27 protein-coding genes are annotated in these 25163 nt (G+C 39.4%); 3 read left to right on the forward strand and 24 right to left on the reverse strand.

What is annotated here, in order from left to right; all coding sequences use genetic code 11:
- Nucleotides 1–12: 12 nt before the first annotated feature.
- Nucleotides 13–780: a type III pantothenate kinase gene (locus tag RWP19_RS05135; RefSeq protein WP_314356726.1), complete on the reverse strand. Its 768-nt coding sequence runs from the start codon at nucleotides 778–780 to the stop codon at nucleotides 13–15.
- 9 nt (nucleotides 781–789) lie between these two features.
- A complete protein-coding gene (locus RWP19_RS05140) occupies nucleotides 790–1764 on the reverse strand; it encodes a biotin--[acetyl-CoA-carboxylase] ligase (RefSeq protein WP_314356727.1) in 975 nt (324 codons plus the stop codon).
- A 171-nt stretch (nucleotides 1765–1935) separates the two neighbouring features.
- Here RWP19_RS05140 and RWP19_RS05145 point away from each other — a divergent pair, with 171 nt between their 5' ends.
- The gene (locus RWP19_RS05145; protein WP_314356728.1) at nucleotides 1936–3279 is read left to right on the forward strand and encodes a threonine/serine exporter family protein; all 1344 of its coding nucleotides are present in this window, start codon (nucleotides 1936–1938) and stop codon (nucleotides 3277–3279) included.
- A gap of 147 nt (nucleotides 3280–3426) precedes the next feature.
- Here RWP19_RS05145 and ftsH read toward each other — a convergent pair whose 3' ends face one another.
- The 22 genes from ftsH to RWP19_RS05255 all read right to left on the reverse strand — a co-directional run bounded on the left by ftsH (nucleotide 3427) and on the right by RWP19_RS05255 (nucleotide 23587).
- Nucleotides 3427–5355, reverse strand: a complete 1929-nt coding sequence (gene ftsH, locus RWP19_RS05150) for an ATP-dependent zinc metalloprotease FtsH (RefSeq protein WP_314356729.1) — start codon at nucleotides 5353–5355, stop codon at nucleotides 3427–3429.
- An 88-nt stretch (nucleotides 5356–5443) separates the two neighbouring features.
- The gene (hpt, locus tag RWP19_RS05155) at nucleotides 5444–5989 is read right to left on the reverse strand and encodes a hypoxanthine phosphoribosyltransferase (RefSeq protein ID WP_295207302.1); all 546 of its coding nucleotides are present in this window, start codon (nucleotides 5987–5989) and stop codon (nucleotides 5444–5446) included.
- A 23-nt stretch (nucleotides 5990–6012) separates the two neighbouring features.
- Nucleotides 6013–7011 (reverse strand): tRNA lysidine(34) synthetase TilS, encoded by a 999-nt coding sequence (tilS, locus tag RWP19_RS05160; RefSeq protein ID WP_314356730.1) that lies wholly within the window; start codon nucleotides 7009–7011, stop codon nucleotides 6013–6015.
- A complete protein-coding gene (locus RWP19_RS05165) occupies nucleotides 6980–7876 on the reverse strand; it encodes a phosphatase (RefSeq protein ID WP_314356731.1) in 897 nt (298 codons plus the stop codon). The genes tilS and RWP19_RS05165 overlap by 32 nt, the downstream gene beginning before the upstream one ends.
- 94 nt (nucleotides 7877–7970) lie before the next feature.
- Entirely contained in the window at nucleotides 7971–8372 is a 402-nt protein-coding gene (locus RWP19_RS05170) for a S1 RNA-binding domain-containing protein (protein WP_314356732.1), read from the reverse strand.
- Between the two features lie 69 nt (nucleotides 8373–8441).
- Nucleotides 8442–8774, reverse strand: coding sequence for a septum formation initiator family protein (locus tag RWP19_RS05175; RefSeq protein WP_005387230.1), 333 nt, complete (start codon nucleotides 8772–8774; stop codon nucleotides 8442–8444).
- 164 nt (nucleotides 8775–8938) lie between these two features.
- Nucleotides 8939–9886, reverse strand: coding sequence for an L-lactate dehydrogenase (locus RWP19_RS05180; RefSeq protein ID WP_314356733.1), 948 nt, complete (start codon nucleotides 9884–9886; stop codon nucleotides 8939–8941).
- A 232-nt stretch (nucleotides 9887–10118) separates the two neighbouring features.
- Nucleotides 10119–10355 carry a GlsB/YeaQ/YmgE family stress response membrane protein gene (locus RWP19_RS05185; RefSeq protein WP_005387228.1) on the reverse strand — a complete coding sequence of 79 codons (237 nt, stop codon included), beginning with the start codon at nucleotides 10353–10355 and terminating at the stop codon, nucleotides 10119–10121.
- A gap of 10 nt (nucleotides 10356–10365) precedes the next feature.
- Nucleotides 10366–11172, reverse strand: coding sequence for a hypothetical protein (locus tag RWP19_RS05190; protein ID WP_005387227.1), 807 nt, complete (start codon nucleotides 11170–11172; stop codon nucleotides 10366–10368).
- A 126-nt stretch (nucleotides 11173–11298) separates the two neighbouring features.
- Nucleotides 11299–11772 (reverse strand): 2-amino-4-hydroxy-6-hydroxymethyldihydropteridine diphosphokinase, encoded by a 474-nt coding sequence (gene folK, locus RWP19_RS05195; RefSeq protein ID WP_314356734.1) that lies wholly within the window; start codon nucleotides 11770–11772, stop codon nucleotides 11299–11301.
- Nucleotides 11772–12134, reverse strand: coding sequence for a dihydroneopterin aldolase (gene folB, locus RWP19_RS05200; protein ID WP_005387223.1), 363 nt, complete (start codon nucleotides 12132–12134; stop codon nucleotides 11772–11774). The genes folK and folB overlap by 1 nt, the downstream gene beginning before the upstream one ends.
- The gene (gene folP / locus RWP19_RS05205) at nucleotides 12134–12970 is read right to left on the reverse strand and encodes a dihydropteroate synthase (RefSeq protein WP_314356735.1); all 837 of its coding nucleotides are present in this window, start codon (nucleotides 12968–12970) and stop codon (nucleotides 12134–12136) included. The genes folB and folP overlap by 1 nt, the downstream gene beginning before the upstream one ends.
- Nucleotides 12963–13532, reverse strand: coding sequence for a GTP cyclohydrolase I (gene folE / locus RWP19_RS05210; RefSeq protein ID WP_314356736.1), 570 nt, complete (start codon nucleotides 13530–13532; stop codon nucleotides 12963–12965). The genes folP and folE overlap by 8 nt, the downstream gene beginning before the upstream one ends.
- Nucleotides 13533–13540: 8 nt before the next feature.
- Complete coding sequence (locus RWP19_RS05215) at nucleotides 13541–15097, reverse strand: ABC-F family ATP-binding cassette domain-containing protein (RefSeq protein WP_009352645.1); 1557 nt, start codon at nucleotides 15095–15097, stop codon at nucleotides 13541–13543.
- 111 nt (nucleotides 15098–15208) lie between these two features.
- The gene (locus tag RWP19_RS05220) at nucleotides 15209–16348 is read right to left on the reverse strand and encodes an amidohydrolase (protein WP_314356737.1); all 1140 of its coding nucleotides are present in this window, start codon (nucleotides 16346–16348) and stop codon (nucleotides 15209–15211) included.
- A gap of 63 nt (nucleotides 16349–16411) precedes the next feature.
- On the reverse strand, nucleotides 16412–17350 hold the full coding sequence (locus RWP19_RS05225; RefSeq protein WP_314356738.1) for an LD-carboxypeptidase: 939 nt from the start codon (nucleotides 17348–17350) through the stop codon (nucleotides 16412–16414).
- A gap of 56 nt (nucleotides 17351–17406) precedes the next feature.
- On the reverse strand, nucleotides 17407–19008 hold the full coding sequence (locus tag RWP19_RS05230; RefSeq protein ID WP_314356739.1) for a peptide ABC transporter substrate-binding protein: 1602 nt from the start codon (nucleotides 19006–19008) through the stop codon (nucleotides 17407–17409).
- Nucleotides 19005–19823, reverse strand: coding sequence for a serine hydrolase (locus RWP19_RS05235; RefSeq protein ID WP_314356741.1), 819 nt, complete (start codon nucleotides 19821–19823; stop codon nucleotides 19005–19007). Before RWP19_RS05235 ends, RWP19_RS05230 begins: the two co-directional genes overlap by 4 nt.
- Nucleotides 19824–19835: 12 nt before the next feature.
- Nucleotides 19836–20783 carry an ABC transporter ATP-binding protein gene (locus RWP19_RS05240; RefSeq protein ID WP_295207347.1) on the reverse strand — a complete coding sequence of 316 codons (948 nt, stop codon included), beginning with the start codon at nucleotides 20781–20783 and terminating at the stop codon, nucleotides 19836–19838.
- A complete protein-coding gene (locus RWP19_RS05245) occupies nucleotides 20783–21763 on the reverse strand; it encodes an ABC transporter ATP-binding protein (RefSeq protein ID WP_314356743.1) in 981 nt (326 codons plus the stop codon). The genes RWP19_RS05240 and RWP19_RS05245 overlap by 1 nt, the downstream gene beginning before the upstream one ends.
- Nucleotides 21763–22662, reverse strand: coding sequence for an ABC transporter permease (locus RWP19_RS05250; RefSeq protein WP_295207353.1), 900 nt, complete (start codon nucleotides 22660–22662; stop codon nucleotides 21763–21765). The genes RWP19_RS05245 and RWP19_RS05250 overlap by 1 nt, the downstream gene beginning before the upstream one ends.
- The gene (locus RWP19_RS05255; protein WP_295207356.1) at nucleotides 22655–23587 is read right to left on the reverse strand and encodes an ABC transporter permease; all 933 of its coding nucleotides are present in this window, start codon (nucleotides 23585–23587) and stop codon (nucleotides 22655–22657) included. Before RWP19_RS05255 ends, RWP19_RS05250 begins: the two co-directional genes overlap by 8 nt.
- Before the next feature lie 135 nt (nucleotides 23588–23722).
- Between RWP19_RS05255 and RWP19_RS05260 the strand changes: the two genes are divergently transcribed.
- Nucleotides 23723–24556 carry a pyridoxamine kinase gene (locus RWP19_RS05260; RefSeq protein WP_314356744.1) on the forward strand — a complete coding sequence of 278 codons (834 nt, stop codon included), beginning with the start codon at nucleotides 23723–23725 and terminating at the stop codon, nucleotides 24554–24556.
- A 21-nt stretch (nucleotides 24557–24577) separates the two neighbouring features.
- Nucleotides 24578–25162, forward strand: a complete 585-nt coding sequence (locus RWP19_RS05265) for a DUF805 domain-containing protein (RefSeq protein WP_314356745.1) — start codon at nucleotides 24578–24580, stop codon at nucleotides 25160–25162.
- The last annotated feature ends 1 nt before the right edge of the window (nucleotide 25163 follow it).

Here is a 25163-nt window from a genome sequence, read left to right on the forward strand (position 1 = left end):
ATTATAGTAGCATTATTTATTTCTTTCGTAAATAAGGCGTAATCCCTCTAATGTAAGCATGGGTTCTACATGGTCAATACAATCTGTGGCACTGCTAATAAGTTGTGCCAAACCACCTGTAGCTACAACAGTTACATGATCACCCATCTCTGCTTTCATACGAGATACGAGACCTTCTACTTGACCTACATACCCATAGAACATACCAGATTGCATAGAGGATACAGTGTTACGGCAAATAACTTGACCTGGGTCTCTTACATCAATACGTGGTAATTTTGCAGCCCTTTGGAATAGAGCCTCTGCAGAAATTGTAACACCTGGTGTAATTACCCCACCTATATAATCGCCATTACCTCGTACCGCACAATAGGTTGTAGCCGTACCAAAGTCGATAATAATTAAGTCACCTTTATATTGTTCATGTGCAGCAACAGCGTTTACAATGCGGTCAGCCCCTACTTCACGAGGATTGTCATATTTAATCGCAATACCAGTCTTAGTGCCAGGCCCAACAATAAGAGGATTTACATTGAAATAGCGCAAGCATACGCGTTCTAATGTAGGCATCAATGGTGGCACAACTGAGGAAATAATGATATCTTTAATATCTTTCACGTCCACCTTACGGTCGTGGAAAAATAAGTTCATCATCAACATGCCATATTCATCGGTGGTCCGTACGCGATCCGTGGAAATACGCCAGTGACCTACAAGCTCTGTCTTGTCGTATACACCGAGAACAATATTGGTGTTCCCCACATCAATTACTAATAACATGAATGCCTCCTATTTGCGAGGACGAATTGACACGTCCCCTGCCACAACACGTTTAATTGTCCCATCAGGGATTTTTACTAATAAATTACCATCTTCATCAATATCTGTAGCTACTCCTTCATAAGTATTTCCTGGCGCTCTCACTTCAATTTCCTCACCAAGAGTTACCGATAATTGGCGCCATTCATTGAGAGTTTCCTCAAAGCCACTATCAAGAACTTCATAATATTGCTGTTCTAAAGATTCTAATATAATTTTAAAAGCTTCTGTCCGTTCAATCTCAATACCTTCCATTGTTAAGGACGTAGCAATCAACTTCAATTCTTCGGGCAACTCTTCTTGTTTTAGTTTAATATTAACACCTATGCCCATAATAATATAGGAAATTTCTTCCATAGATCCAGACATTTCAGTTAAAATCCCCACTAATTTACGACCGTTTACAAGAATATCATTAGGCCATTTGATGCCCGCATCGGTGAGTCCCATTTTATGGAATGCTTTAGTCAATGCAACAGCAGCCATCAACGTACACTTGGGTGCATCTACAGGTGCAAAATCAGGGCGCAAAATGAGACTAAACCATATACCTTTACCGAATGGAGAATACCATCCACGAGATAAACGACCACGGCCAGCAGCCTGTTCCTCTGTCACAACTACAGTGCCTTCCTCTGCACCTTGTTGTGCTAAACGACGAGCTTCTAGGTTAGTAGATTCGGTAGTATCCATATAGACATACCGCTTTCCAAATACATCTGTTTTTAAGATTTGCTTCATTGCTAATGGACTCAACAAATCAGGTTCCTCCAATAATCGATACCCCCTCTTGGTATAAGATTCTATTTTGTAGCCTTTTTGACGTAATGCCTTGATATGCTTCCAAATAGCTGTACGTGAAACATGACATGCTTCCGACATATCTTGTCCTGATACGAAACTACCTTGGTTTTGTCTCAAGAATTCTAATACTTCATCACGCATAGTTTAGAGCCCCTTTCTTTGTCAACCTAGGTTTACAATTCGATTGTACAAGTGTACCCTATAAAATGCAAGGGTTATTTAAAATAATTAATGGTATAATATATGTAGTATTAAGTTATACCGTATGCAAAAGATGACAATAGTATGGTCTATCATTATCTAGGGAGATATATGCGACAATTTACATTAGAAGAAAAAAATGAGGTTCTAGAGAATCCCTTTATCCATATTCATAGAAAACTTGATGTCCTATTAAACATAGGCAAACTACTCATGGAATGTGGTGCCGATACAAATCGAATCATTGAAGAAATGCTTAAAGCCGCCACATTTATGGGTATTCCTCATGATTATTTAAATATACATATTTCCTATACTACGATTATGGTCAATTTACTGCATAAAGAACGATCTATTACCGTATTTAGAAAAACACCTGTCCATGTACCCAATATGGCCATGATCAATGCCGTATCTAAACTCACATGGCGCGCCTTTGAACGACATTATTCTCTCACTACCTATGAACAGCTGATTTCCAGATTAGATTCTACTATTCCAGTATATCCTGATTGGGTAAAAGGTATTGCCTGTGCTCTTGGTTCAGCAGGCCTTGCTTTTTTATATAGTGGAGATGCAATTGCCTTTATAGTAACAATTATTTGTTCTCTAATCGGTTATTTTACGCGTACACTATCCGTTCGTTTAGGTTGCAATGAATATGTAGGTATTGCCTTAGGTGGATTTGCCGCTATGGTTTCTGCCTATGGTTTCTATTCACATATTGAGCAAGATTCACTAGTTTATGTTCTCGTATGCTGTACCTTATTTATGATACCTGGTGTACCTCTTATAAACTCCGTTATCGATACCATCAACAACCATATTTTATCGGGAATTACAAGAGCCATTAGAACGATCCTTATCGTTGGTAGCATGACCTTAGGCATGGCCATGGCATTATACTTTAGCCCTATACCGACCTTTAGCTTTGTAGATATTAAGCCTCATGTATTATCCATTGAGCAAATTATAGGGGCTTTTACAGCAGCCGCATCCTTTGCAGTACTATTTAACGCTCCTGTACGGTTACTAGTATCCATTGGTATTGGTGGTGTATTATGTGTATTTATCCGCAATTTATTAGCTGTTGAATTTGGCTTCTCCATTCCAGGTGCTACCTTTGTAGGTGCTGCTGTAATGAGCGTGATCTATGTAAAAGTTTCTACTTGGCTGAGAACATCTAGCACAATTATCATCGTCCCATCTGCTATAGCTTTAATGCCTGGTATTTTATATTACAGATTCCTCTTTGATATGCTTCATATCAACGCACTATCAGAATCTGGCTTACTTCATATGGTCCAAAACGGTGTAACAGGCGTCCTTACTATTGTAGGTATTGCGGTTGGTGTAGCGATTCCAAATGTACTAGCTCAAAAATATTTGAAAGCATTAAAAGAACGTAGAATTCAACAGCACTTGGCAACACGTCATATTAACGATGGCCAATAGATATGCCTCACCAACTACATAACTAGCTTCACAACTTAAATAAAATACTAAGTAATTATAGATAGTAATAAGTAATTATAATTAAAAGAACATATATAAAAAAGAGCTGGCCCTCAACGAGGCCAGCTCTTTTATTTAGATATCTCATTATTTGATTTCATTAGAAGGTGTTTCACTAGAATCATCCACTGTAGCAGTGTTCTCTTTAGCTTCAACCACCTCTGGTACTACAATACCTGCCGCTTCTAACGTAGCTTTAGGTTCCTCTATTTCAGGAGCTTTTGTTGTACCATATTTGTAAAGATTATCTACCGCTTTTGCATCGATGGTTTCTTCCTCTAATAGAGCATTTGCCATATCATGTAAGAATTTCTCGTTATCGCTAAGAAGTTTTGTTACATCTTTATAAGCTTCTTCAACAATACGATGAATTTCAGTATCGATTTTTGCAGCAATTTCTTCACTGTAATTGCGTTCATGTCCAAGGTTTTTACCCAAGAATACTTGTTCTTGTTGTTCACCGAACACGATAGGACCAAGCTCATCGCTCATGCCCCAACGCGTTACCATAGCACGTGCCGTATTCGTTACACTTTGAAGGTCACCAGAAGCACCTGTACTGATTTCATCTAAAATCAAGGCCTCTGCAATTCGACCACCAAGGGCTACGCGAATATCTGCCAATAATTGAGATTTTGTTTTGTAGTTTTGTTCCTCTGTAGGAAGCATCATAGTGTAACCACCTGCTGCACCACGAGGAATGATTGTTACCTTATGAACAGGATCTGCATGAGGCAACAAATGTGCCACGATAGCATGACCAGATTCATGGTACGCTGTTAACTTACGGTCTTTTTCGCTCACAATGTGACTGCGGCGTTCAGGACCCATGCTAACCTTTTCACTAGCTTCTTCAACTTCAGCCATGGTAATAACTTTTTTGTTAAAACGAGCAGCTAAGAGAGCCGCTTCGTTTAATAAGTTATTCAAGTCAGCACCAGTAAAACCTGGAGTCTTCTTCGCAATTGTTTTTAAGTCTACATCGTCAGCTAACGGCTTATTACGAGCATGAACTTTAAGAATTGCTTCACGACCACGTAAATCTGGACGCCCTACAATAACTTGACGGTCAAAACGACCTGGGCGCAAAAGCGCTGGATCAAGAATATCTGGGCGGTTTGTAGCAGCGATGGTAATAATACCTTCGTTAGCACCGAAACCATCCATTTCAACGAGTAATTGGTTCAATGTTTGTTCACGTTCATCGTGACCACCACCAAGACCTGCTCCACGTTGGCGACCTACTGCATCAATTTCATCGATAAAAATAATGCATGGCGCATTCTTTTTTGCTTGCGTGAAAAGATCTCGTACACGAGATGCACCAACACCTACGAACATTTCTACGAAGTCAGAACCAGAAATCGTAAAGAATGGTACCCCTGCTTCACCAGCAACGGCTTTTGCAAGTAATGTTTTACCTGTACCTGGAGGTCCCGCTAACAATACACCTTTCGGAATTTTAGCCCCAATAGCTGTAAATTTACCTGGATCCTTCAAGAATTCTACTACTTCTTCTAATTCTTGTTTGGCTTCTTCAGCACCAGCTACATCTTTAAAGCTAACCTTTACGTTACCTTCTCCCATCAATTTAGCTCGGCTTTTACCAAAGTTCATTACTCGGCCACCGCCACCTTGTGTTTGTTGCATGATGAAGAAGAATAACACAACCAAGATAATAATAGGAATAGCAGAACCTAAAAGGCTCATCCACCAAGCAGGTTGCTCAGGTGGAGCTGCTGTAATTTCTACGCCATTATCTTGTAATGTTTTAATTAATGTTTCATCACTTGGCGCATAAGAATTGAACTCTGTTCCATTTTTTAGTTTACCTTTAATACCATGATCATTGGTAATCGTTACGGACTCAACCTTTTTCTGTTGTACTTGTTGAATAAATCCTGTGTAACTAAGCTCAGATTTATTCGCACTTTGACCAGAGAAAGCGTCAATGGCGATAACGAAAGCGGCAATGATAAGTAAATAAAGGACGATATTTTTTGTAAATCGACCCAAAAGATTACCCCTTTCAATAGTAATTTAGTTGTATAAACGAATTGAGTACATCTCATTGAGAGATGTACCCATATATTATATCATATTTTTAATTTTGATACATTTCTTCCTTTAAAATACCGATATATGGTAAATGGCGATATTTTTCTGCAAAGTCTAACCCATAACCGATAACGAAGTAATCAGGGATAACAAAACCCACATAATCTACCTCTACATCCATCTTACGGCGTTCAGGCTTATTTAATAATGCTGCAAGGCGTACGCTTTTGGCGCCACGAGCATGTAAATTTTCTAATAAGTAATGCAATGTTGTACCCGTATCTACGATATCTTCCACAACAAGTACATGCTTACCCTCTACAGATCGATCCAAATCTTTCAAAATTCGTACTACCCCTGTACTAGTTGTGCCACTACCATAGCTAGAGCAAGAAATGAAATCAAAGCTTACATCTACGCTATCATCAATAGAGCGAGCCAAGTCTGTAAAGAAAACAACAGCTCCCTTTAACACCCCTACGAGTACTACAGATTCATTTTTGTAGTCTTCGCTAATTGCTTTACCTAACTCGGCTACACGAGCCTGTAATTGTTCCGATGTATATAAAATCTCTTTTGCATCTTGATGCATCTATATGACCTCCACGATTCATATTAATGTTTGCAATATACCTTTATTGTATCACATTGAGCAATTACTTTTATACTTTTTATAGTGAAAGTTTTCTTTTCCCCTGTGTTAACAATGTCCAGTAATTGCTCTTGATGAGCTGATGTAAGCGTTAGATCAGAGTCAATAGTACTTACTAAACGCTGCCATAATCTCCGTTGTATTGCCAGTGGCTCCTGTCTCAAGGCACGGCGAGAGATGCTCACCTCATCCTTACCAATCGACACTAATTTATCAAAGGTTCTGGATGTTAAATCAGAGATAACCATTACATCTTCATTTACAGAACTTCCTAGTCGAACTATGGCATCTACCACAGCAGGGTTAACAGCTTCCAATTCAGGTATAATACAATGACGAATTCTATTTCGTTGGTATCGTACATCCTCATTTGTAGAATCTACACAATACGAAATATGTTTTGTCCCTATATAGGCTAGTAAGTTTTCTTTTGTTACGTCTAACAGCGGTCTAACTACAGGAATAGCATATTCAGATTGTACTACAGACATGCCAGTTAAACCATTTAGACCAGAACCCCTAATGATATGTGCCAAAATCGATTCTGCTTGATCGTCTTTGTGGTGAGCTACTGAAATATAATCATACCCCTCAGACTGAGCAATTTCATTTAACCATTGATAACGTACTTGGCGGCCTATAGTTTCTTCAGACTTCTTATATTCCTTACTTAGGCGCGGTACATCAAAGGTAGCGGAATAAAATGGCAGACCTAACTCTTCCACTTGATGTTGGAGCCACAAGACCTCATCCTTACTTTCAGGGCGAATACAGTGATCTACAATGGCTACACCTATTTTGTACGTTGTATGACGATGCGTAGCAATATCTTGCAACAAATACAATAGAGCCATTGAATCGGGTCCACCAGAGCAAGCTACTAGAATTCGACTATTTTCAGGAAATAGATTATGTGATTTTAAGGTGTGATTAATGGTTCGAATAAGTTCTTTCACATTCACGAGCCATCGCCTCCATACCATCTTGGTCGCTCACAAATACATGAGGAACCTCATAAGCATCCATAAAGGACGTTAAAATTTCTGCACCAGCTACGATGATATCAGCACGTCCTGCAGGTAAACCTTTTACTTGTAATCGCTCATCGCGACTCATGTAACGTAAGTTTAGAATGATGCCCTCTACTGTTTCACGACTTAATTTATGACCTTGTACCTTCGTACCATCATAGTTTTCAAGGCCTAAATCAATGGCCGCTAGCGTCGTTAGCGTACCACCGATACCAATGAATTCACCAAATTCACCTTGAATCATCATGGGATCCCAAAGGAATCGAGTTTCTTCCCATACTCGTTGAGGACCTTCATCAGACATAGATTGAAGGCGTACAGCCCCTACAGGATAAGATCGACTCCAGTAAACGCCGTCCTTATTGCCTAATGCTAGCTCTGTACTACCGCCACCGATATCGATAGTTGTATAGTGACGACCATCATTCAACTGAGCTCCTAAGGCACCATTAAAGCCATAAATAGCCTCTTCATCGCCCGTGAGAATACGCCATTCCATCGGACAATATTCGCTAATGCGGTCCATAAATTCAAGGCCATTAGATGCTTCACGAACAGCGCTCGTTGCAAAACCAAAACAGTATTCCACCCCATATTGGTCTGCTAGTTTTTTTATTTCTGTAAAAGCTTGATAGGACGCTTCCATCGATTCAGTGCGCAATGTACCATCTGAATTACGTTGGCCTAAACGAGTAGTCCACAACTGTTTCGGCTCATAGTGCCATATATTATTTTCATAAGTAGCCAATAATAAGCGTACTGAATTTGATCCAATATCAATAATAGCTAACTTCATAATTGCTCCTTACATAATTAGTATGCCTCTAACACTATTATACTGTTAAGGCCTATACATAAGTAAAGAGATGGCTCAATGCCATCTCTCACTATTAATCTCGACGACCGCCTCGGCCTCCGCGTTTACCTTCTGTATTGCGTTTTAAATCGTGTAAGCGTTCATTGCTATCGCGCAAGAATGATTTCATCTTTGCTTCAAAAGCCTCTGTGCTTTGTTTAGATTGAACACGACGAGAACGTCGCTCTTCACTTGCTGTCTCTTTAGGTTGTGTTTGACGAATAGAAAGGCCTATTTTATTGCCTTCAACAGATAAAACCTTAACCTTTACTGGATCTTCAACCTTTAATACGGTATTAATATCTTCGACATACCCATGAGCTACTTCAGAAATATGAACTAGGCCTGTTTGCTTCTCTCCTAAATCAACAAATACACCGAATTTTGTAATACCTGATACGGTACCATCAATAATGTTACCAACTTCGATTGCCATGCAACCTCCTAATTAATGCGGAAACCTCAAACTACAAACTAATGCGAATCTAAATTACTACAGTCAAACCTATTTTACATAAGGTACTTCACCAGGTTTTACAAGGCCGAGCTCCTCACGAGCCACCCCCTCAATGGTCTTTGGATCTTGCAACTTAGCCTTTTCCTGTTCTAATTCTTCATTTCGCTGTTTTAATTCTTGCAATTGTTGCTCAATATGTTGTTTTTCTTGATATACAGCCACCAAGCGATAGGCTTGCCCTAATAATAGCAGCACCATAATCCCTATACCAATTCGCTTGATCCACATGAGGATAATACGTTGATCCTGCGCTTTGCGATTAGGTCTAACCCGTTTGCGCGGCTTTTTTGGACGTTGTACTTCCATAGTGTCTTGAGTCATAATATCCCCCAAAAATATTCATCATCTGTATACTGTCATTTTTTAATTATATCACAGAACCTCGTTAGGGACTAAATAAAATTATCTATAGTTTACCTTATATCTATCATATAGTTAAAGAGGTCTTATCAAAGATAGACTTATTAGCAACAGCTACTATGGCCTTATAAAGTCTCTGCTTTATGAGCATATTCACGAATTACTGCACAAGACTTTTTAAATAAAGCTAATTCATCTTCAGCAAGCTTCAATTCAAATACATCTTCGATACCATCTTTGCCAATAACTGCTGGAGTCGATGCAAAGATTCCTTCTTCACCATATTGGCCATCTAGATAACAAGAACATGGCAACACTTTCTTTTCGTCATGGAATACAGCACGAATTAATTCTGTTGTTGCACTAGCAATACCAAACTCTGTAGAGCCTTTACCAGCCAATACATGGTAACCACCAATTTTTACATCATCTAGCACTTGAGTATAATCAAGTGTAGGGAATCTATGAGGCAATTCTTGTTGTAATTGTACCAACGGTTTTCCTTGTACATAAACATGAGACCATGGCACCATAGCACTACCGCCATGTTCACCTAAACAATACGCTGTAATTGTACGGTTACTAATATTAAAAATGCGCGCCAATTCTTTTTGTAATCGAGCTGAATCTAAAGCTGTACCACTGGAAATAATACGTTTTGGGTCCCAATTTAAATGTTTACATAAATAAGTAGCAACAACATCAGCAGGATTAGAAATAGAGATAATAAAACCATCAAAGCCGGACTTTTTAATTCGAGGAATAACATCCTTTAAAACCTCTACTGTATCACCAAGACTTTCTAAACGATCTTGATATAAATTTGGTAAAGGACCAGCGCTAAATACGAGAATATCACAATCCCCACAATCTTCAATAGGACCTGCAGTAGCTGTTACTTTATGAGGAATATAGCTAACAGCATCATTTATGTCCATTGCTTGTGCTTTAGCTTTTTTCTCGTCAATATCCATCATATATAGTTCATTTACTTCACCTTGTAGAGCAAGAGAAAATGCTACATGAGAACCTACATGTCCAGTGCCAATAATACCTACTTTACGTAATTTCATAAGGGCCTCCTACGATTCGCACTAAAAGATATACATCTTCTAATACAATTCCACTTAAACCAGCGATTGCCATTATATGAATCGACAATGTTAAGTTATATTAAAACATATTGCTTGTAAAATACATAAACTATTATATACCTATTTTCTCATAGGTATATAAGAAAATAGATTTATAGCGATAAAAAAAGACTATTATAGGAAATCCTATAATAGTCCTTCTATCATATAGTTAGTCTCGTCCAGTAAAGAAGCTTACTACAGCAATAACTATAACTGCACCAACGATGGACGGAATTAATGCCATGCCTGCAAGACTTGGTCCCCAAGTACCAAGCAAAGCTTGACCTACAGAAGCCCCTACTAAACCAGCAATAACACGAAGAATAATCCCCATGCTTTGCGCCTTTTTAGTAATACGACCAGCTACAAAACCAATGAAACCGCCTACAATAATTGACCAAAGCATAATATACCTCCTATAAAGTCATCTCATCAAGATTAAGCGGGAATAAATCCTTATTCTCCATCACTTGTGGTGACTTTTCTAAATATTGTTTTCGCATTGACCATAAAATCTCTAAATCCTTTGGATCTAACTTGGACAATGCATAGATCATCGTGAAATCTGAACCATAATGGCCACGCAAGCTATCGGGTACTCCTTTGGGGCCTTCTCCACCTAGACGATTATTAAAGAACCCTTGAATACGGCGACTATCTAAATCAATGATAATAAACCCTGACGCATCATATACATACAATGTATGATTTATACGCTTTAAAGCTCGTACCGTATTCGTTATAAAATACTGGTCCTTCATGTCAATGAGGGATGACTCATAACCGGAATGGTAAAAGTCTCCATAATAATGAGCTCCTCTATCTGTAGATTCCAACAAATCCTTGAGTACGGATTGTTCTGGACCACTAAAATCAGAGAAAGTTTTTACCATAGTAATCTCTCGTAAACCACGTTGGTAATTCTCGGTCTTCGGTGGCTCTATATGTTGACCGCGAAAGGTAATAGGCATCAACCGAAGTGTATTATCAGCTAAATTATAAATACCATACCCTTCATAACCTAGAAAGTACACTTGTGAGTCGATGGACTTCATCGCTAATATTCGTTTTGAAATGATGGCATCACTAGAATTTACTAATGTATGCTCTTCTGGGTCTATGCGTACTGTTTTACTGTCGTAATTCCCACCTACTGCAAGCCAATAGGACAGCCCCACTACAATTAATGCTAGTATGCACAAACCGATACGTTTTATATTCATTTATACTCCCTATGAATCCCCAAGCATAAAACGTAATAATATATTGCCATTACAGTAAGTCCTTATTAATATAATCCCAATTCTAGGTATAACTGTAAATTTTATTTTTAATATTTTTGTGGATTTCTATGCCAAACTTAATGTAGCTAATCGCTCACTAATTGACATACCCTTAAAGGTAAAAGTTGGTAACAACTCATGTAAAGGTTCTAAGACAAAGGTTCTATCCCAAAAATAAGGATGCGGTATAGTTAGAGTTTCATCACAAATGGAAATCATAGAACCGGCCTCATCAAAAGCCAAAATAATATCTAAATCTAATGTACGTGGTCCCCAGTGAATGAGTCGTTCACGACCAGCCTCTTGTTCTAAGGACTGAAGGACACTTAACATTTCATGAGGATTCAAAGTACTTTTACAAGACCACATGCCATTAATAAATGACGCCTGATCTGTATATCCCCAAGGTTCCGTTTCTATCAAAGAAGAACTAATAACCTCTGAAACGGCCTCATGCCCTTGTAATAGCTGAAAAGAGGAATTAATATAGCCTCTTTTATCACCTATATTTGAACCTACACTGATGTAATAGGTATACATCAAATTTGACCTCTTGTAGTGACAACCTCAACATAATCTAGGATACCAGCAATAGGTACAGATGGTTTGCGCACCGTTACAGATAAGCCAACGATACCTTGATAATGTTGGTATAAAGAGTCGGCAATAAGTGCACCTAAACGCTCTAATAAATTATGTTTTTCGCCAGTCATAACAGATTCCACAAGCTCATATACTTCTACATAATTGATAGAATCCTCTAACTGGTCACTTTGACCGGCCTTTGTAAGATCCGTAGTAATTTCAACATCTACAAAAAAGCGCTGTCCTTGCTCTTGTTCCGATGTCAAATTACCATGATATCCATAGAATGCCATGTTTTTTAAAACGATTTTATCCATTATTCACCTCGTAATAGGCCATCTGCTACGGCCAAGGCGCGTTTGTGCATTTTCACATTATGAACACGCACCATATCAACACCTTGGAATACACCTGTAATACAAGCGGCTACAGTGCCTTCATCGCGTTCTTCTGATGGCAAACCGCCCAACATAGACCCGATAAAACCCTTACGGCTAGGTGCCAACAAAATTGGATACTCATAAGCCGTTAACTCACCTAAACGTTGCATAACTTCAATATTTTGTTCTTCGGTTTTACCGAAGAAGCCAATACCTGGGTCGAGCCAGATTTGTTGAGGTGTAACACCCTCTTTTAAGGCTTTATCGATAGCAGAGAAGAAAAATGCTTTCATATCTTCAATGATATCACCGTAGTTTGTATCATTGCTATTATGCATAATGATTACAGGCACCTTGTATTTTGCAGCTATTGCTGCCATATCAGGATCATAATGTAAGCCCCAAATATCATTTAAAATATGAGCGCCCTTTGAAAGTGCATAATCAGCAGTTTTAGCATGATAAGTATCGATAGATACAGGCACTGTAGATGCATTTAATACAGGTTCTATCAATAGAGATAAACGTTCAATTTCTTCATCTGCTGTTAATGGTGTACAGCCTGGACGCGTAGATTCTACGCCTAAATCGATAATATCAGCACCATCATTAATCATTTGCGTTACATGGGCTGCTGCTGCTTCTGGAGTATTGAATTTACCACCATCAGAGAAAGAGTCAGGCGTACCATTTAGTATCCCCATAATAAGGGTACGATCGCACAAAGATAAACTTTTGCCATCATTCCATGTATAATTTCTACGTTTAAACATTTACCTGTCCTCCACCTAACATTGCTAACGCTTCGTCTCTTAATGTGCCTTTTTCGGCTAACACGCCTCGGCTTTCTAATGTAATAACCTTTGAATCTTGCTGCATGGTACCTTTGATGAGCATACACAACTGTGTTGCTGTAATGCGTACAAATACGCCATGAGCGGATAAATCATTCATAATAGCATCTGCTAATTCAGATGCCAACCGCTCTTGTAATTGCGGTCTACGGCTAAGAATATTAACGATATCTTGGAACTTGCTAAGCCCTGCAACACACCCATCCTTAGGTTGGTACACAATATCTACAGTACCAAAGAAAGGTAATAAATGGTGCTCGCACATGGAATAAAATGGAATTCCTGTAACTGCCACAAGGCCTTTATAGTCTGTGCTAAAGGTTTCTCCCCATGCAGATTTTGTATCTAATCCTACGCCACTGAATAATTCACTATATAATTCTGTTACACGACTTGGTGTCTTCTCTAACTCTGGTGCCTCTGTATCAACAGATAAAGCCTCTAAGAATTGCTTTATCCCGTCCTTTGCACGTTGATTCATCGGTCCTCCTAAACGATTTTTGTCGTCCAATCCTCAATATTCCAAATATCCGTAACCCACCCTTGATAGAATTCAGGTTCGTGACTTACTAGTACAATAGTACCTTTGAAATCACGTAATGCACGGCTCAATTCTTCCTTCGCATATACGTCTAAATGGTTAGTCGGTTCGTCTAAAACCAACACATTGTACTTATTCTGCATGAGTTTGCATAGGCGAACCTTAGCATTCTCACCACCAGATAATACACGCATTTGAGATGTAATATGTTCATTCGTAAGGCCACAACGAGCAAGGGCTGCACGTACTTCTGCATTTGTCATTGCTGGATATTCATTCCAAATATAATCTAAGGCAGTTTCAGAATTGGATGGTGTATCTTCTTGAGCAAAATACCCAATTTGTAAGAAATCACCTTTTACCAACTCACCACTTACAGGCTTTAATAACCCTAAAATTGTTTTCAATAATGTTGTTTTACCTAGACCGTTAACACCACGAATGGCAATTTTTTTATTTCTTTCAATTTGAAAGTCTACTGGTCTAGTCAATGGTTCATCATAACCTAATTCCAAACCAAAGGCTTCTACAATAAAACGACTTGGCGTACGACCTTCTTTAAAACCAAAACTTGGTTTAATGTACTCTTTTGGCTTTTCCAAAATTTCCATTTTCTCTAACCGTTTAGCTCGAGAATTTGCCATACCACGCGTTGCGACGCGAGCTTTATTGCGCTGGATAAAGTCTTCCATGCGCTCAATTTCTTGTTGTTGTCGCTCATAAGCCTTAGCCGCTTGCGCTTTTTTTACTTCATAAGCCGCTTGGAACTGATGATAGTCGCCAGTATAACGCGTTAAAACTGCTTGCTCGATATGATAAATCACGTTGACTACAGAATTTAAAAACTCCATATCATGAGAAATCAAGATGAACGCATTTTCATAATTTTGTAAATAGTTTTGCAACCATTGGATATGCTCTACATCAAGATAATTTGTCGGTTCGTCCAAGAGCAAAATCGTTGGTTTTTCTAGTAAAAGTTTTGTAAGTAAAACCTTTGTACGCTGGCCACCGCTAAGCTCCGTAACATCTCGGTCAAGCCCAATATCCATAAGGCCCAAACCTGCAGCTGTACGCTCAATAACCGCATCAATTTCATAGAAGCCACGCTGCTCTAGAATTTCTTGCCACTCCCCTACTTGCTCGAGAAGCTTATTCATTTCATCTTCAGACACATCACCCATGCGATTGTACGCATCGTTAATGTTTTGCTCCATTACAAACAAATCATCAAAAGCTCGTTGCAATACATCGCGAATGGTCATGCCCTTTTCGAGAACCGCATGTTGATCCAAATAACCTACAGTTACTTGGTTGGACCATTCAATTTTACCTTCATCAGGAGGTATTTTACCTGTAATGATATTTAGGAATGTAGACTTGCCTTCACCATTAGCACCAATTAACCCTACATGTTCACCTTTCAACAAGCGGAATGATGCATCATCTAAAATTTGTCGCGCTCCAAAACCATGGGTTACATTTGAAACGGTTAAAACACTCATATCTATCTCCACCGGAATAAAAGCCGTCTTGTTGAAGACGGCTTGTTTCATACTTACTTAAATATTATATCTATTGTACCTTTTTGACCTCTATATGTCAAAAATTGAACATCACTTACCCACTGCATAACGCAATGCTACCACAGCCATAATCTTAGCGCCCTTAATCGCTTGCTCCAATCCATAGTCGGAACCTGCTGCACAAGTGAACTCTGGTGTATGAGCCTCTAAACCTAACCCAATCTGCAAAGTAGGCTGTGCTGTTGGTATTTCGTAAGATACATTTCCTACATCTGTACTACCATCAGCCTCATCATCAGGCAATATACGAGGCTTTTCACCAAATTCAGTCATCACAGTTTTAAAGAGATCTAATAGTTGTTTATCTTGACGCATATCCTTAAAGAGAGGCTCATAATGATGCATCTCAACACGAGCGTCATAAGATGCTGCAATCTCTTGAGCAGACTCTTTGATAGCAGGCAAAATAATACCTTCTAAATCGTCCACCGTACTACCGCGAACAGTCATGCGAATCGTAGCCTTAGGAGTTACTACGTTTGGCGCTGTACCAGCTTCGGTGAAGATGGCCCCTACAATAGCTCCTTTAGGGAATGTTTTCTTTAACTCTTTTATTTTTTGATATAAATCCACAGCACAGTCTAAAGCATTAATACCAGAGTCAGTTAATGATGCTATATGACAAGACCGTCCATGATAAGTCACCTCTAGTGGATGTGTGGCTAAGGATGTGCCACCTACCTCATTTTCACCGCCCGGGTGAATGATGAGCGCCGCCTCATAGCCCTTAAATAAACCGGCCTCAGCCATATATACCTTACCGCCAATAGTTTCCTCTGCCGGACAGCCAAAGAAGGTCGTGCCCCAATCCTGTGGTGCACTTTGACTGAAAGCAACAGCAGCGCCTAAACTCATCATGGCGATAAGATTATGGCCGCAACCATGACCGAGTTCAGGTAACGCATCATACTCTCCTAAGAATGCTATTTTATGTTTTGCCTCACGGTTATAATCACCACGTAATGCCGTTTGTAATTCAGGATAATCTGTTAATCCTACTTGAGATATAAAATTCTGATTTTCTAAGAATTGGTGAATCACCTTAACTGCTTTATGCTCGTCTAAGCCCAATTCTGGATTATCGTGTAAATATAAGGAGATATCGCGCAATTCCTCTGCCATACTATCTATGATGGCACAGGCACGATTCTCTCGTTCTTGTAATGTCATAACTTCCCTTTTTAACTTCTAATTTATACTGTTTATTATTTATTCTATCCAAGAAGAATATATCTATTTCGTATAAGGCTGAACAATTATGGTATTTGAAATATACCTAAAGTTAATCATCGCTCCTAATGGTAATGTTTGATGCGGCGTTCCATGACCTGTTGGGACATAACATACAAAAGGCTCCAATAATTCAGGGTCTCTATTTTCCTCCATGTAGCGTAACGCTTCATAGCCTAAATCATAATCACACTCATCATCGTCGCCTTCACAATCTGTAAAAGTACCAATCACTAAACCTTTAATACGACTCAATAAACCACTAAGACGAAATTGTTGCAGCATACGATCTAGCTTATAAGGGGCCTCTCCTACATCTTCAATGAATAGTAATGTATCCTCCCAAGATGTATCCTCTAAAAAATACGGTGTTCCTGACAACATAGATAACATCGTCATATTGCCGCCCCGTAAAATACCTTCTCCTAGCTCAGTACCAATAGCACCACGAGACGGTTCAGGTAAAGGTTCTATGACTTGTAATTTACCTTCTAAGGTATTAAATAAAGCATCAATATCAGCTTTGCGTTCAGGCTTAAAATCTACGCCCATCGGCCCGTGATAGGTAATGAGCCGGCTATATCGATTGATAGCCATGTGAAGTGCTGTACAATCACTATATCCAATAAAAGCCTTTCGATGCTTACGGATTTCTGTATAATCTAATAAATCTAGATAACGCATTGTTCCATAACCACCGCGCAAAGCAAGTACCGCATCACAAGGTGCGGTGGTCATCATATATTGAAATTCTCGGGCTTGCTCCTCTGGTGTACCACCATACAAGCCTTTGCGATGTGCACTTTCACCAAAGAATACTTTATAGCCCCTTAGGTTAGAAATTTCTTCTATTCTATGTAAATCTTCATCGCTCGCACTGGCAGGTGCCATAATACCTATAATCATGCCCGGTGCTAAGCGCTTTGGTTCAATCCAGTTCATATGTCCTCATAAAATACAACAAAAGACGTACACAATGTGTACGTCTTAAGTGTATCTTATTTGTATGCTTTTTTAAAGTCAACAAGGCCCAATGTAGTCCAGAAATAATTTTGAATGCTTCCATTTGTTACATATGGTTGTGTTGTGAAATACAATGGCATTACTAGAGATTCATCAAAAATCATCTGTTCTGCTTTATGCATCAACGCATCCCGTTCAGCCCCATTTGGTATCGTACGAATACGAGCGATTAACTCGTTATAATCATCACTATGGTACTGACTATCATTGTCTTCAGCAGAGAATACTTCTAAGAAGTTTTGTGGATCGCCGTAATCCGCAACCCAAGAAGCACGAGCAACTTGATATTTCCCAGCTTCTCGGTCGGCTAAAAATACCTTTGTCTCTTGATTTTGTAAGCGTACATCTGCACCAAATGCATTGACCCAAGCATCTTGTACAGCTTCGGCAATCGCTTTATGTAATTCACTTGTATTATACAAAATCGTAATTGGAGGCAATGGATGGTTCTTATCATAGCCAGCTTTCTTCAAGATTTCTTTAGCTTGTTCCACATCTTCATAAACAAGATAACTACCAGCTTCACGGAAATCTTCACGTCCATTACTTTCAAGCATGCCGTAAGGAACAAAAGCATAGGCTGCCTCTTTACCACCGCGAACAATATTGTCAACGATGTTAGCACGATTAATAACCATGGAGAAAGCTTTACGCACCTCAGGGTCTGTGAAAGGTTCTGCTTTCACATTGAATACGTAATAATAGTTACCAAGCATAGGTCCAATATGTAATAGCCCTGCCTCTTCTAAGCGTTTTTGATCTGCTACAGGAGGCTCAACCGTCATATCTGCTTCGCCACCTTCAACCAATGTAAGGCGTGTGCTTTGGGATTCACTAATAGGCCAATTCATTTTCTCTGTTTTCACAGAATCTGCATCCCAATAGTTAGGATTCTTGATGAAATCCATTTCTCCATTATGCTTCCAGGATAGTAAGCGGTATGGACCATTAGATACAAATGTATCTGCATTAGCAGCCCAGTTTTCTTGAGCCTCTACAGCTTTTTGGCTCACTGGATAATAGCTATGAGAAGCTAGTAATTTTAAGAAATACGCTGTCGGATTCTCTAAGGTAACTACTAAAGTATCATCATCAATAGCCTTAACACCAACATCTTCAGCTGCAGCGTCACCATTATTAAAGGCTTCGCCATTTTTTAATACATATAACATATATGCATTGTCCGCATGGACTTCAGGGTCTAATACGCGTTTCCACGCGTATTCAAAGTCATGAGCTGTCAAAGGCTCTCCATTAGACCATTTCAAATCAGGTCGTAAATGGAAGGTATACTCACGACCATCATTGGAAATATCCCAGCTTTTAGCAAGTGCTGCCTCTGGTTCACTTTCATCATTTAAACGAACTAAACCATCAAACAATTGAAGTTGAACCGTAGCCTCCGGTGAGGTAGTAGACTTTGCTGGATCCAATGTGGATGGTTCCTGCTCAATAACATATCGAATGGTATGCTCATCAATCGGTTGCTCCCCACGAGGATAACCAAATACAAACAAGAGCACACTCACCCCAAGAGCAAGGACCATGAGTTTTAACAAATTTCGTTTATCCATCATGGCAATGCTTCCTCTACAAATTCTTTCATGATACGCCCTACTCGAGCGCCTAACTCTTTACCGCGGTCATTATCAGTATCGCTCATCAAAAGGATAAAGCAAAAATGACCTCTAAATGTTTCTAATATTCCCCCATCGTGCTCTACACGATCAAGGGATCCTGTTTTATGGTGAAAGCGTACATCTTCCCCCCAATAAAATGGCAAAATATCACGGAATTGTTGGCGACCTAAAATATTCCACATCTCCCGACCAAAAGCATCTCTATCTCGACATTCAAAAATATGTTTATAAAGACGAGCTAGAGCCATAGCCGTCATACGATTATCACGGCCTTCGGCAAGAGCTTCAAAATCCATCATCATACGATTCAACTCAATTTCCTCTACACCAAGCTGTTCTGCACGAGCATTTATATTCTCCATTCCTAGAACTGTAATGAGCAAATTTGTCGCAATATTATCACTAAGAACCATCATAAGCCGACATAACTCAAGATATGAAAAGCTATGCTTTGCTACTAGCTCTTGTAAAGCACCACCGCCTTCAACACGAGGTGTTCTAGATAGGGGAACTGTATCGTTAAGGTCTAAATGATTAGTACGAGCTAAATGGAACACATATTCCATAATGAGTACCTTAATCAAACTTGCACTAGAGTGTATCGTATTTTCCCCTTTAGAAGCAATGATAGTCGATTCCTCTTCATCGTCAAATTGAAGTACTATATAAGATATATTTCCTTTAGGTGCTAATTCTTTGATAACTGTATCGAGTTGATCTTCCAAGGACTTACCAACAAGCAACTTTTCCATACTATTCTCCCATTATATGTGCCAGCATGCGATGCGGCGATCTGCCCAATCGCGAAGAGGCGGTCGTTCTGCAAAACAGCGCCCCTCAGCTTCTGGACATCGACCACTAAACAAACAACCTTTAGGTGGATCTAGTGGATTTGGTGGGTCCCCTTTAAGTGGTGCTCCAATTGGAGCATGTGGTATAACAGGGCCATTCAAGGCAGTCAAAGCACGGGTGTAAGGATGTTGTGGGAATTCGTATAAATCCAATGCAGGACCTTCTTCCATAACAGCTCCTAAGTACATAACTACCATTCGATGACTAATATAGCGCACCATATTTAAATCATGAGAAATAAAGAGGTACGAAATACCATGTTGTTCTTGTAATCGTTCAAGCAATGTCATAATTTGTACTTGAATTGATACATCTAGTGCTGAAATCGGTTCATCACAAATAATACACTGTGGCTGCATGATCAGAGCCCGTGCAATACCAATACGTTGACGTTGACCACCAGATAATTCATGAGCATAGCGCTCACCAAAGGACATGTTTAAGCCTACTTGATCAAGCACTTCTTTTACTCGAATAACACGATCACGAGGTGTATATTTTGGATCCAGCTCCAATGGTTCCTCTAAAATCGCATTAACTGTAAGACGTGGATTAAGAGATGCATAAGGGTTTTGAAATACCATTTGCATCACTGGATGAACGGCTTTGCGCTCCACATACGGATCAATCTGCCGACCATTCATATAAATAGAACCTGATGTAGCTTGATGTAAGCCCATCAAAGTATAGCCAAATGTGGATTTACCACATCCAGACTCACCTACGATACCAAGAGTTTCTCCTGGCGATTGATATAGGCTCACGCCTTGTACAGCGTGTACCGTGTGTTTTGGCTTAAATAAGCCTCCTGACAGAGTGAACTCTTTAACGAGATTGTCAGTTTCCCATACGTAACTCATTAAAGTCCCTCCAACTTAGCTAACCAACATGTAAATTGATGATTTTCACCAACATTTGTAACCATAGGAATCCGATTACCACAAATGCGCATAGCCCACTTGCACCGCGGATTAAATGCACATCCTCGCGGTAAATCAAATAGATCTGGCGGTTGCCCCTCTACGGCTTTTAACTCACCATGCCATTTACCTTGTGGCAAAGCAAGCAATAACCCTAATGTGTACGGATGGCGAGGTTCATTAAAGATGCCCTCTACCGTAGCAGATTCAACACATTTACCAGCATACATAACCATAACGCGATCGCAAATTTGAGCGATAACACGTAAGTTATGAGAAATAAAGATAATCCCAATACCAGCCTCTACAGCTAATGTTTGCATAAGGCGCAAAATTTGAGCCTCTGTTGTAATATCTAGAGCTGTTGTCGGTTCATCGCAAATCAAAATCTTTGGACGACCTGCTACAGCCATGGCGATACAAACACGTTGGCGCATACCACCGCTCAATTCATGAGGATATTGAGATAATCGTCTTTCCGGCGTAGAAAGACCCATCTTCTTTAATAAGTCGATAGCGATTGCTCGTTCGTCATAATCCTCACCATATGCATTGGTGCGATGGATAACCTCATACATTTGCTCACCAATCGTCATGATTGGATTCAAAGAGGTCATCGGATCTTGGAATACCATGGCAACAGTAGTACCGCGTAATTCATTCCAATCATCTTCAGTGAATTCAAGGCAATCATTGCCATCAATCATGAATGTATCGGCTTTAATTTTTGTTTTACCATATGGTAGTAATCCCATTAAGGAATTAACTAGCACAGATTTACCACAGCCAGATTCACCAACAATACCTAAAATCTCACCTGGTTGTAAAGAGATATCTTGATTACGAATAACTCGTAAAGGGCCTTGGAAGGTATCGAGGGTAATAGACACATTGCGCACATCAACAATTGCGTTATTCATTATCTATCTCCTTCCTTAGGGTCTAACACATTACGTAAGCCATCGCCAAGGAATGCAAAACCAAGCATGGTAACGCTAATGGCAACAGCAGGGAAAATCAGTTGGAATGGATAGGAGCGCATGCTACTAATCCCTTCAGAAGCTAATACGCCCCAGCTCGCCATAGGTGCATTAACACCTAAACCGATAAAGCTAAGGAATGCTTCTGTAAAAATAGCCTCTGGAATGGCCAATGTTAAAGTAATGATAATTGGACCCACACAGTTTGGCAAAATATGACGCAATAAAATGCGATACTTTGGAATCCCCATCGCTTCAGCAGCAATGATGTATTCTTCGTTTTTAACTTTCAAAATTTGACTACGTACGATACGAGCCATGTTAAGCCAATAAGCGATGCCTAATGCTACGAAAATAGATGTTAAGCCAGGGCCAAGTACAACCATCAACAAAATTACATAAAGTAAGAGTGGAATGCCGTACAAAACATCTACTAGCCCCATCATAATACGGTCAACCTTGCCACCAAGATAACCTGCAATGCCTCCATAGGTAACACCGATAACAAGATTGATGAAAGCCGCTACAAAACCAATAGTTAGGGAAATACGAGCACCATACATTACGCGCGTATAAATATCGCGGCCCAATGTATCTGTACCAAACCAATGACTAAAGCTTGGACTTTGGTTCGCATCAATCAAAGATTGATCCGCATAGGTATATGGAGAAATAATCGGTCCTAAAATGGCTAGCACAATCATTACTAATATAATAGTTGCCCCTACTACGGCCAAGCGATTCACCTTAAATCTCGCCCATTTACTAGGACGTTTTATAAAGCTTGTAATTTCTTCTTGAGGAGTTCGTTCAATAGGTAAAAAATCTTCCTTATTCATCTGTCCCCTCCTCTGTCGTAACACGTGGATCAATTAACGGATAAATCATATCCACCAAGATATTAAGAAATACTACAAGAGCACTATAGAAAATCGTAATGCCAAGAATAACAGTATAATCACGGTTGTAAATAGATGTTACGAAATACTGTCCAAGGCCTGGAATAGCAAAGATTGTTTCTACGATAAAGCTACCGGTCAAAAGGCTGGCAGCCAACGGGCCCAAATAGGTAATAACTGGCAAAATAGCATTCCCTAGTGCATGACGTGTTAAAATAGTCCAAGAGCCTAACCCTTTCGCACGAGCTGTGCGGATATATTCTTGTTGATACACATCAAGTAAGCCACTGCGAGTTAAACGTGCAATGAATGCCATCGGTTGTGCTGCTAACGTTAACACTGGTAACACCATATAAGATGGACCACGCCATAACGCCACCGGGAACCATCCCAGTTCAAAACCAACCACATACACAAGAACGGCACCAATAATAAAGGTAGGCACGGATATGCCAATTGTAGATAATACGGTTACTGCATAATCAACGATACCATTAGGGCGCATAGCACTTATAGCACCAGCCGCAATACCACCAACTACAGCTACTATTAATGATAACAAACCGAGTTGTGCAGAAATTGGGAATGCATCGCTGATAATATCGTTCACACTACGACCTTCATACTTATATGATGGTCCCAAATCACCAGTTATAACCCCACCTAAATAATCACCATACTGTTTCCATACAGGATCATCAAGATGATACTTTGCTTCAATACTTGCTTTCACCTGAGGTGGTAATTTCTTTTCAGTTGTAAAAGGTCCTCCCGGTATTGCATGCATTAATGCAAATGTTACGGTAATGATGACCCATAAGATTATGATTGCGCCACCTAGACGTCGAAATACATACCTTGTCATTGTCACTTTCCTCCATAAAAAGTCTATCTGTCTTATTATACTATATTATGAAGTTAATTTCATGAATAACATCATTACATTTACAGAAAGCACTATATAACGTACAATAAATTATATACTATTTGGGAGGTGTCTATGATAGCAGTACCTAGAGTTTTAACAATTCAAGATATGAGCTCCATCGGCCGTTGTGCCTTAACCGTTATGATTCCAATTATCAGCGCTATGCGTTGTCAAGCGGTTCCATTGGCAACAGCTGTATTGAGTAATCATTTAGAATATCCACACTATGAGTTCGTAGATTTATCTGCACACATGCGAGATTTTATGGATTGCTGGGATAAAAATGAAATCGACTTCCAAGCTATTGTTAGTGGTTTTTTAGCATCGCCAGAACAAATTCATCTCGTTGAAGAAGCTATCGATCGATTTGGCTGTAATGGTCAAATGATTATCGTCGATCCCGCCATGGCTGATGACGGTCGCCTTTACTCTATCTATACACCTGATATGGTAATAGCTATGCGACAACTCGTTTCAAAGGCTCACATTGTAAAGCCTAATTACACAGAAGCTTGCTTCTTATTAGACATTCCATACTCTACAGATCCTATTAGCAATGATGAATTGCGCCTTCAATGCAAGAAATTACACCAAATGGGACCCGATATGGTTATCATGACCAGTGTGCCATCGGAAACCCATGCAGTCATCGCCGTCTATGATGGACCAACTGATTATTTAAAAACATATGATATTCCTCTTATCCCTGTGAAAGCGACAGGAACGGGAGATATCTTTACTGCTGTATTATCCGGTGCAGTAATGAGGGGATATTCACCTTATGATGCGGCAGAGCTGGCAATGAATTTTACTACTAAAGCAATTCAAGCTACAGTTGATACTGTAAAATCTATGAAACAAGGTGTAGCATTTGAGCTAGTCTTGCCAGAATTAACTCAAATATAAGCTACAAATAAAGGGGAACTTATGGATTTACTCTATGTTGTATTACGAACACTACTTATATGTACCGTCGGTTTGCTCATCGCATTCCAAGGTCGACGTATGGGGGTATCGATTTTTAATCTAACGGGACGATTAAATCGACTACAATTTATCATATGCTTCATTGTTTTAATGATTTTATTCCACATCGTTCACTACATCGATGATATATTCTTAAATTTTGTTGTATCATTACCGGCATATTGGTTTACGAGAGTGATTATATGGATTCTATTGGCTGTTTTATTCCCATTATCCTGTATTTTATTTGGCCGTCGTATTCATGACATTGGCTTTAATGCATGGGCAGGAATTCTCTGGTCGGTAATCATCATTTTTATCAATACCTATTCTGCTGTATCACCATTCAATTACTTGCTTGAGCTTTTTGTATGGCTCATAGGCTTCCTCTTTTGGATTTTACCGGGACAACCGGAACCAAATCAATATGGGAATCCTCCATTTATGTCTGTGAATAGACCAACTTATGAATCAATGCAACAACCTAAATCAGAAACAGAACGAGAAATTAGAAAAACCGTTCGCAAACGTCGTAAAAAGCGTTAAC

Origin of the sequence: uncultured Veillonella sp. (genome assembly GCF_963522475.1) — a bacterium.
Lineage (GTDB): Bacteria > Bacillota > Negativicutes > Veillonellales > Veillonellaceae > Veillonella.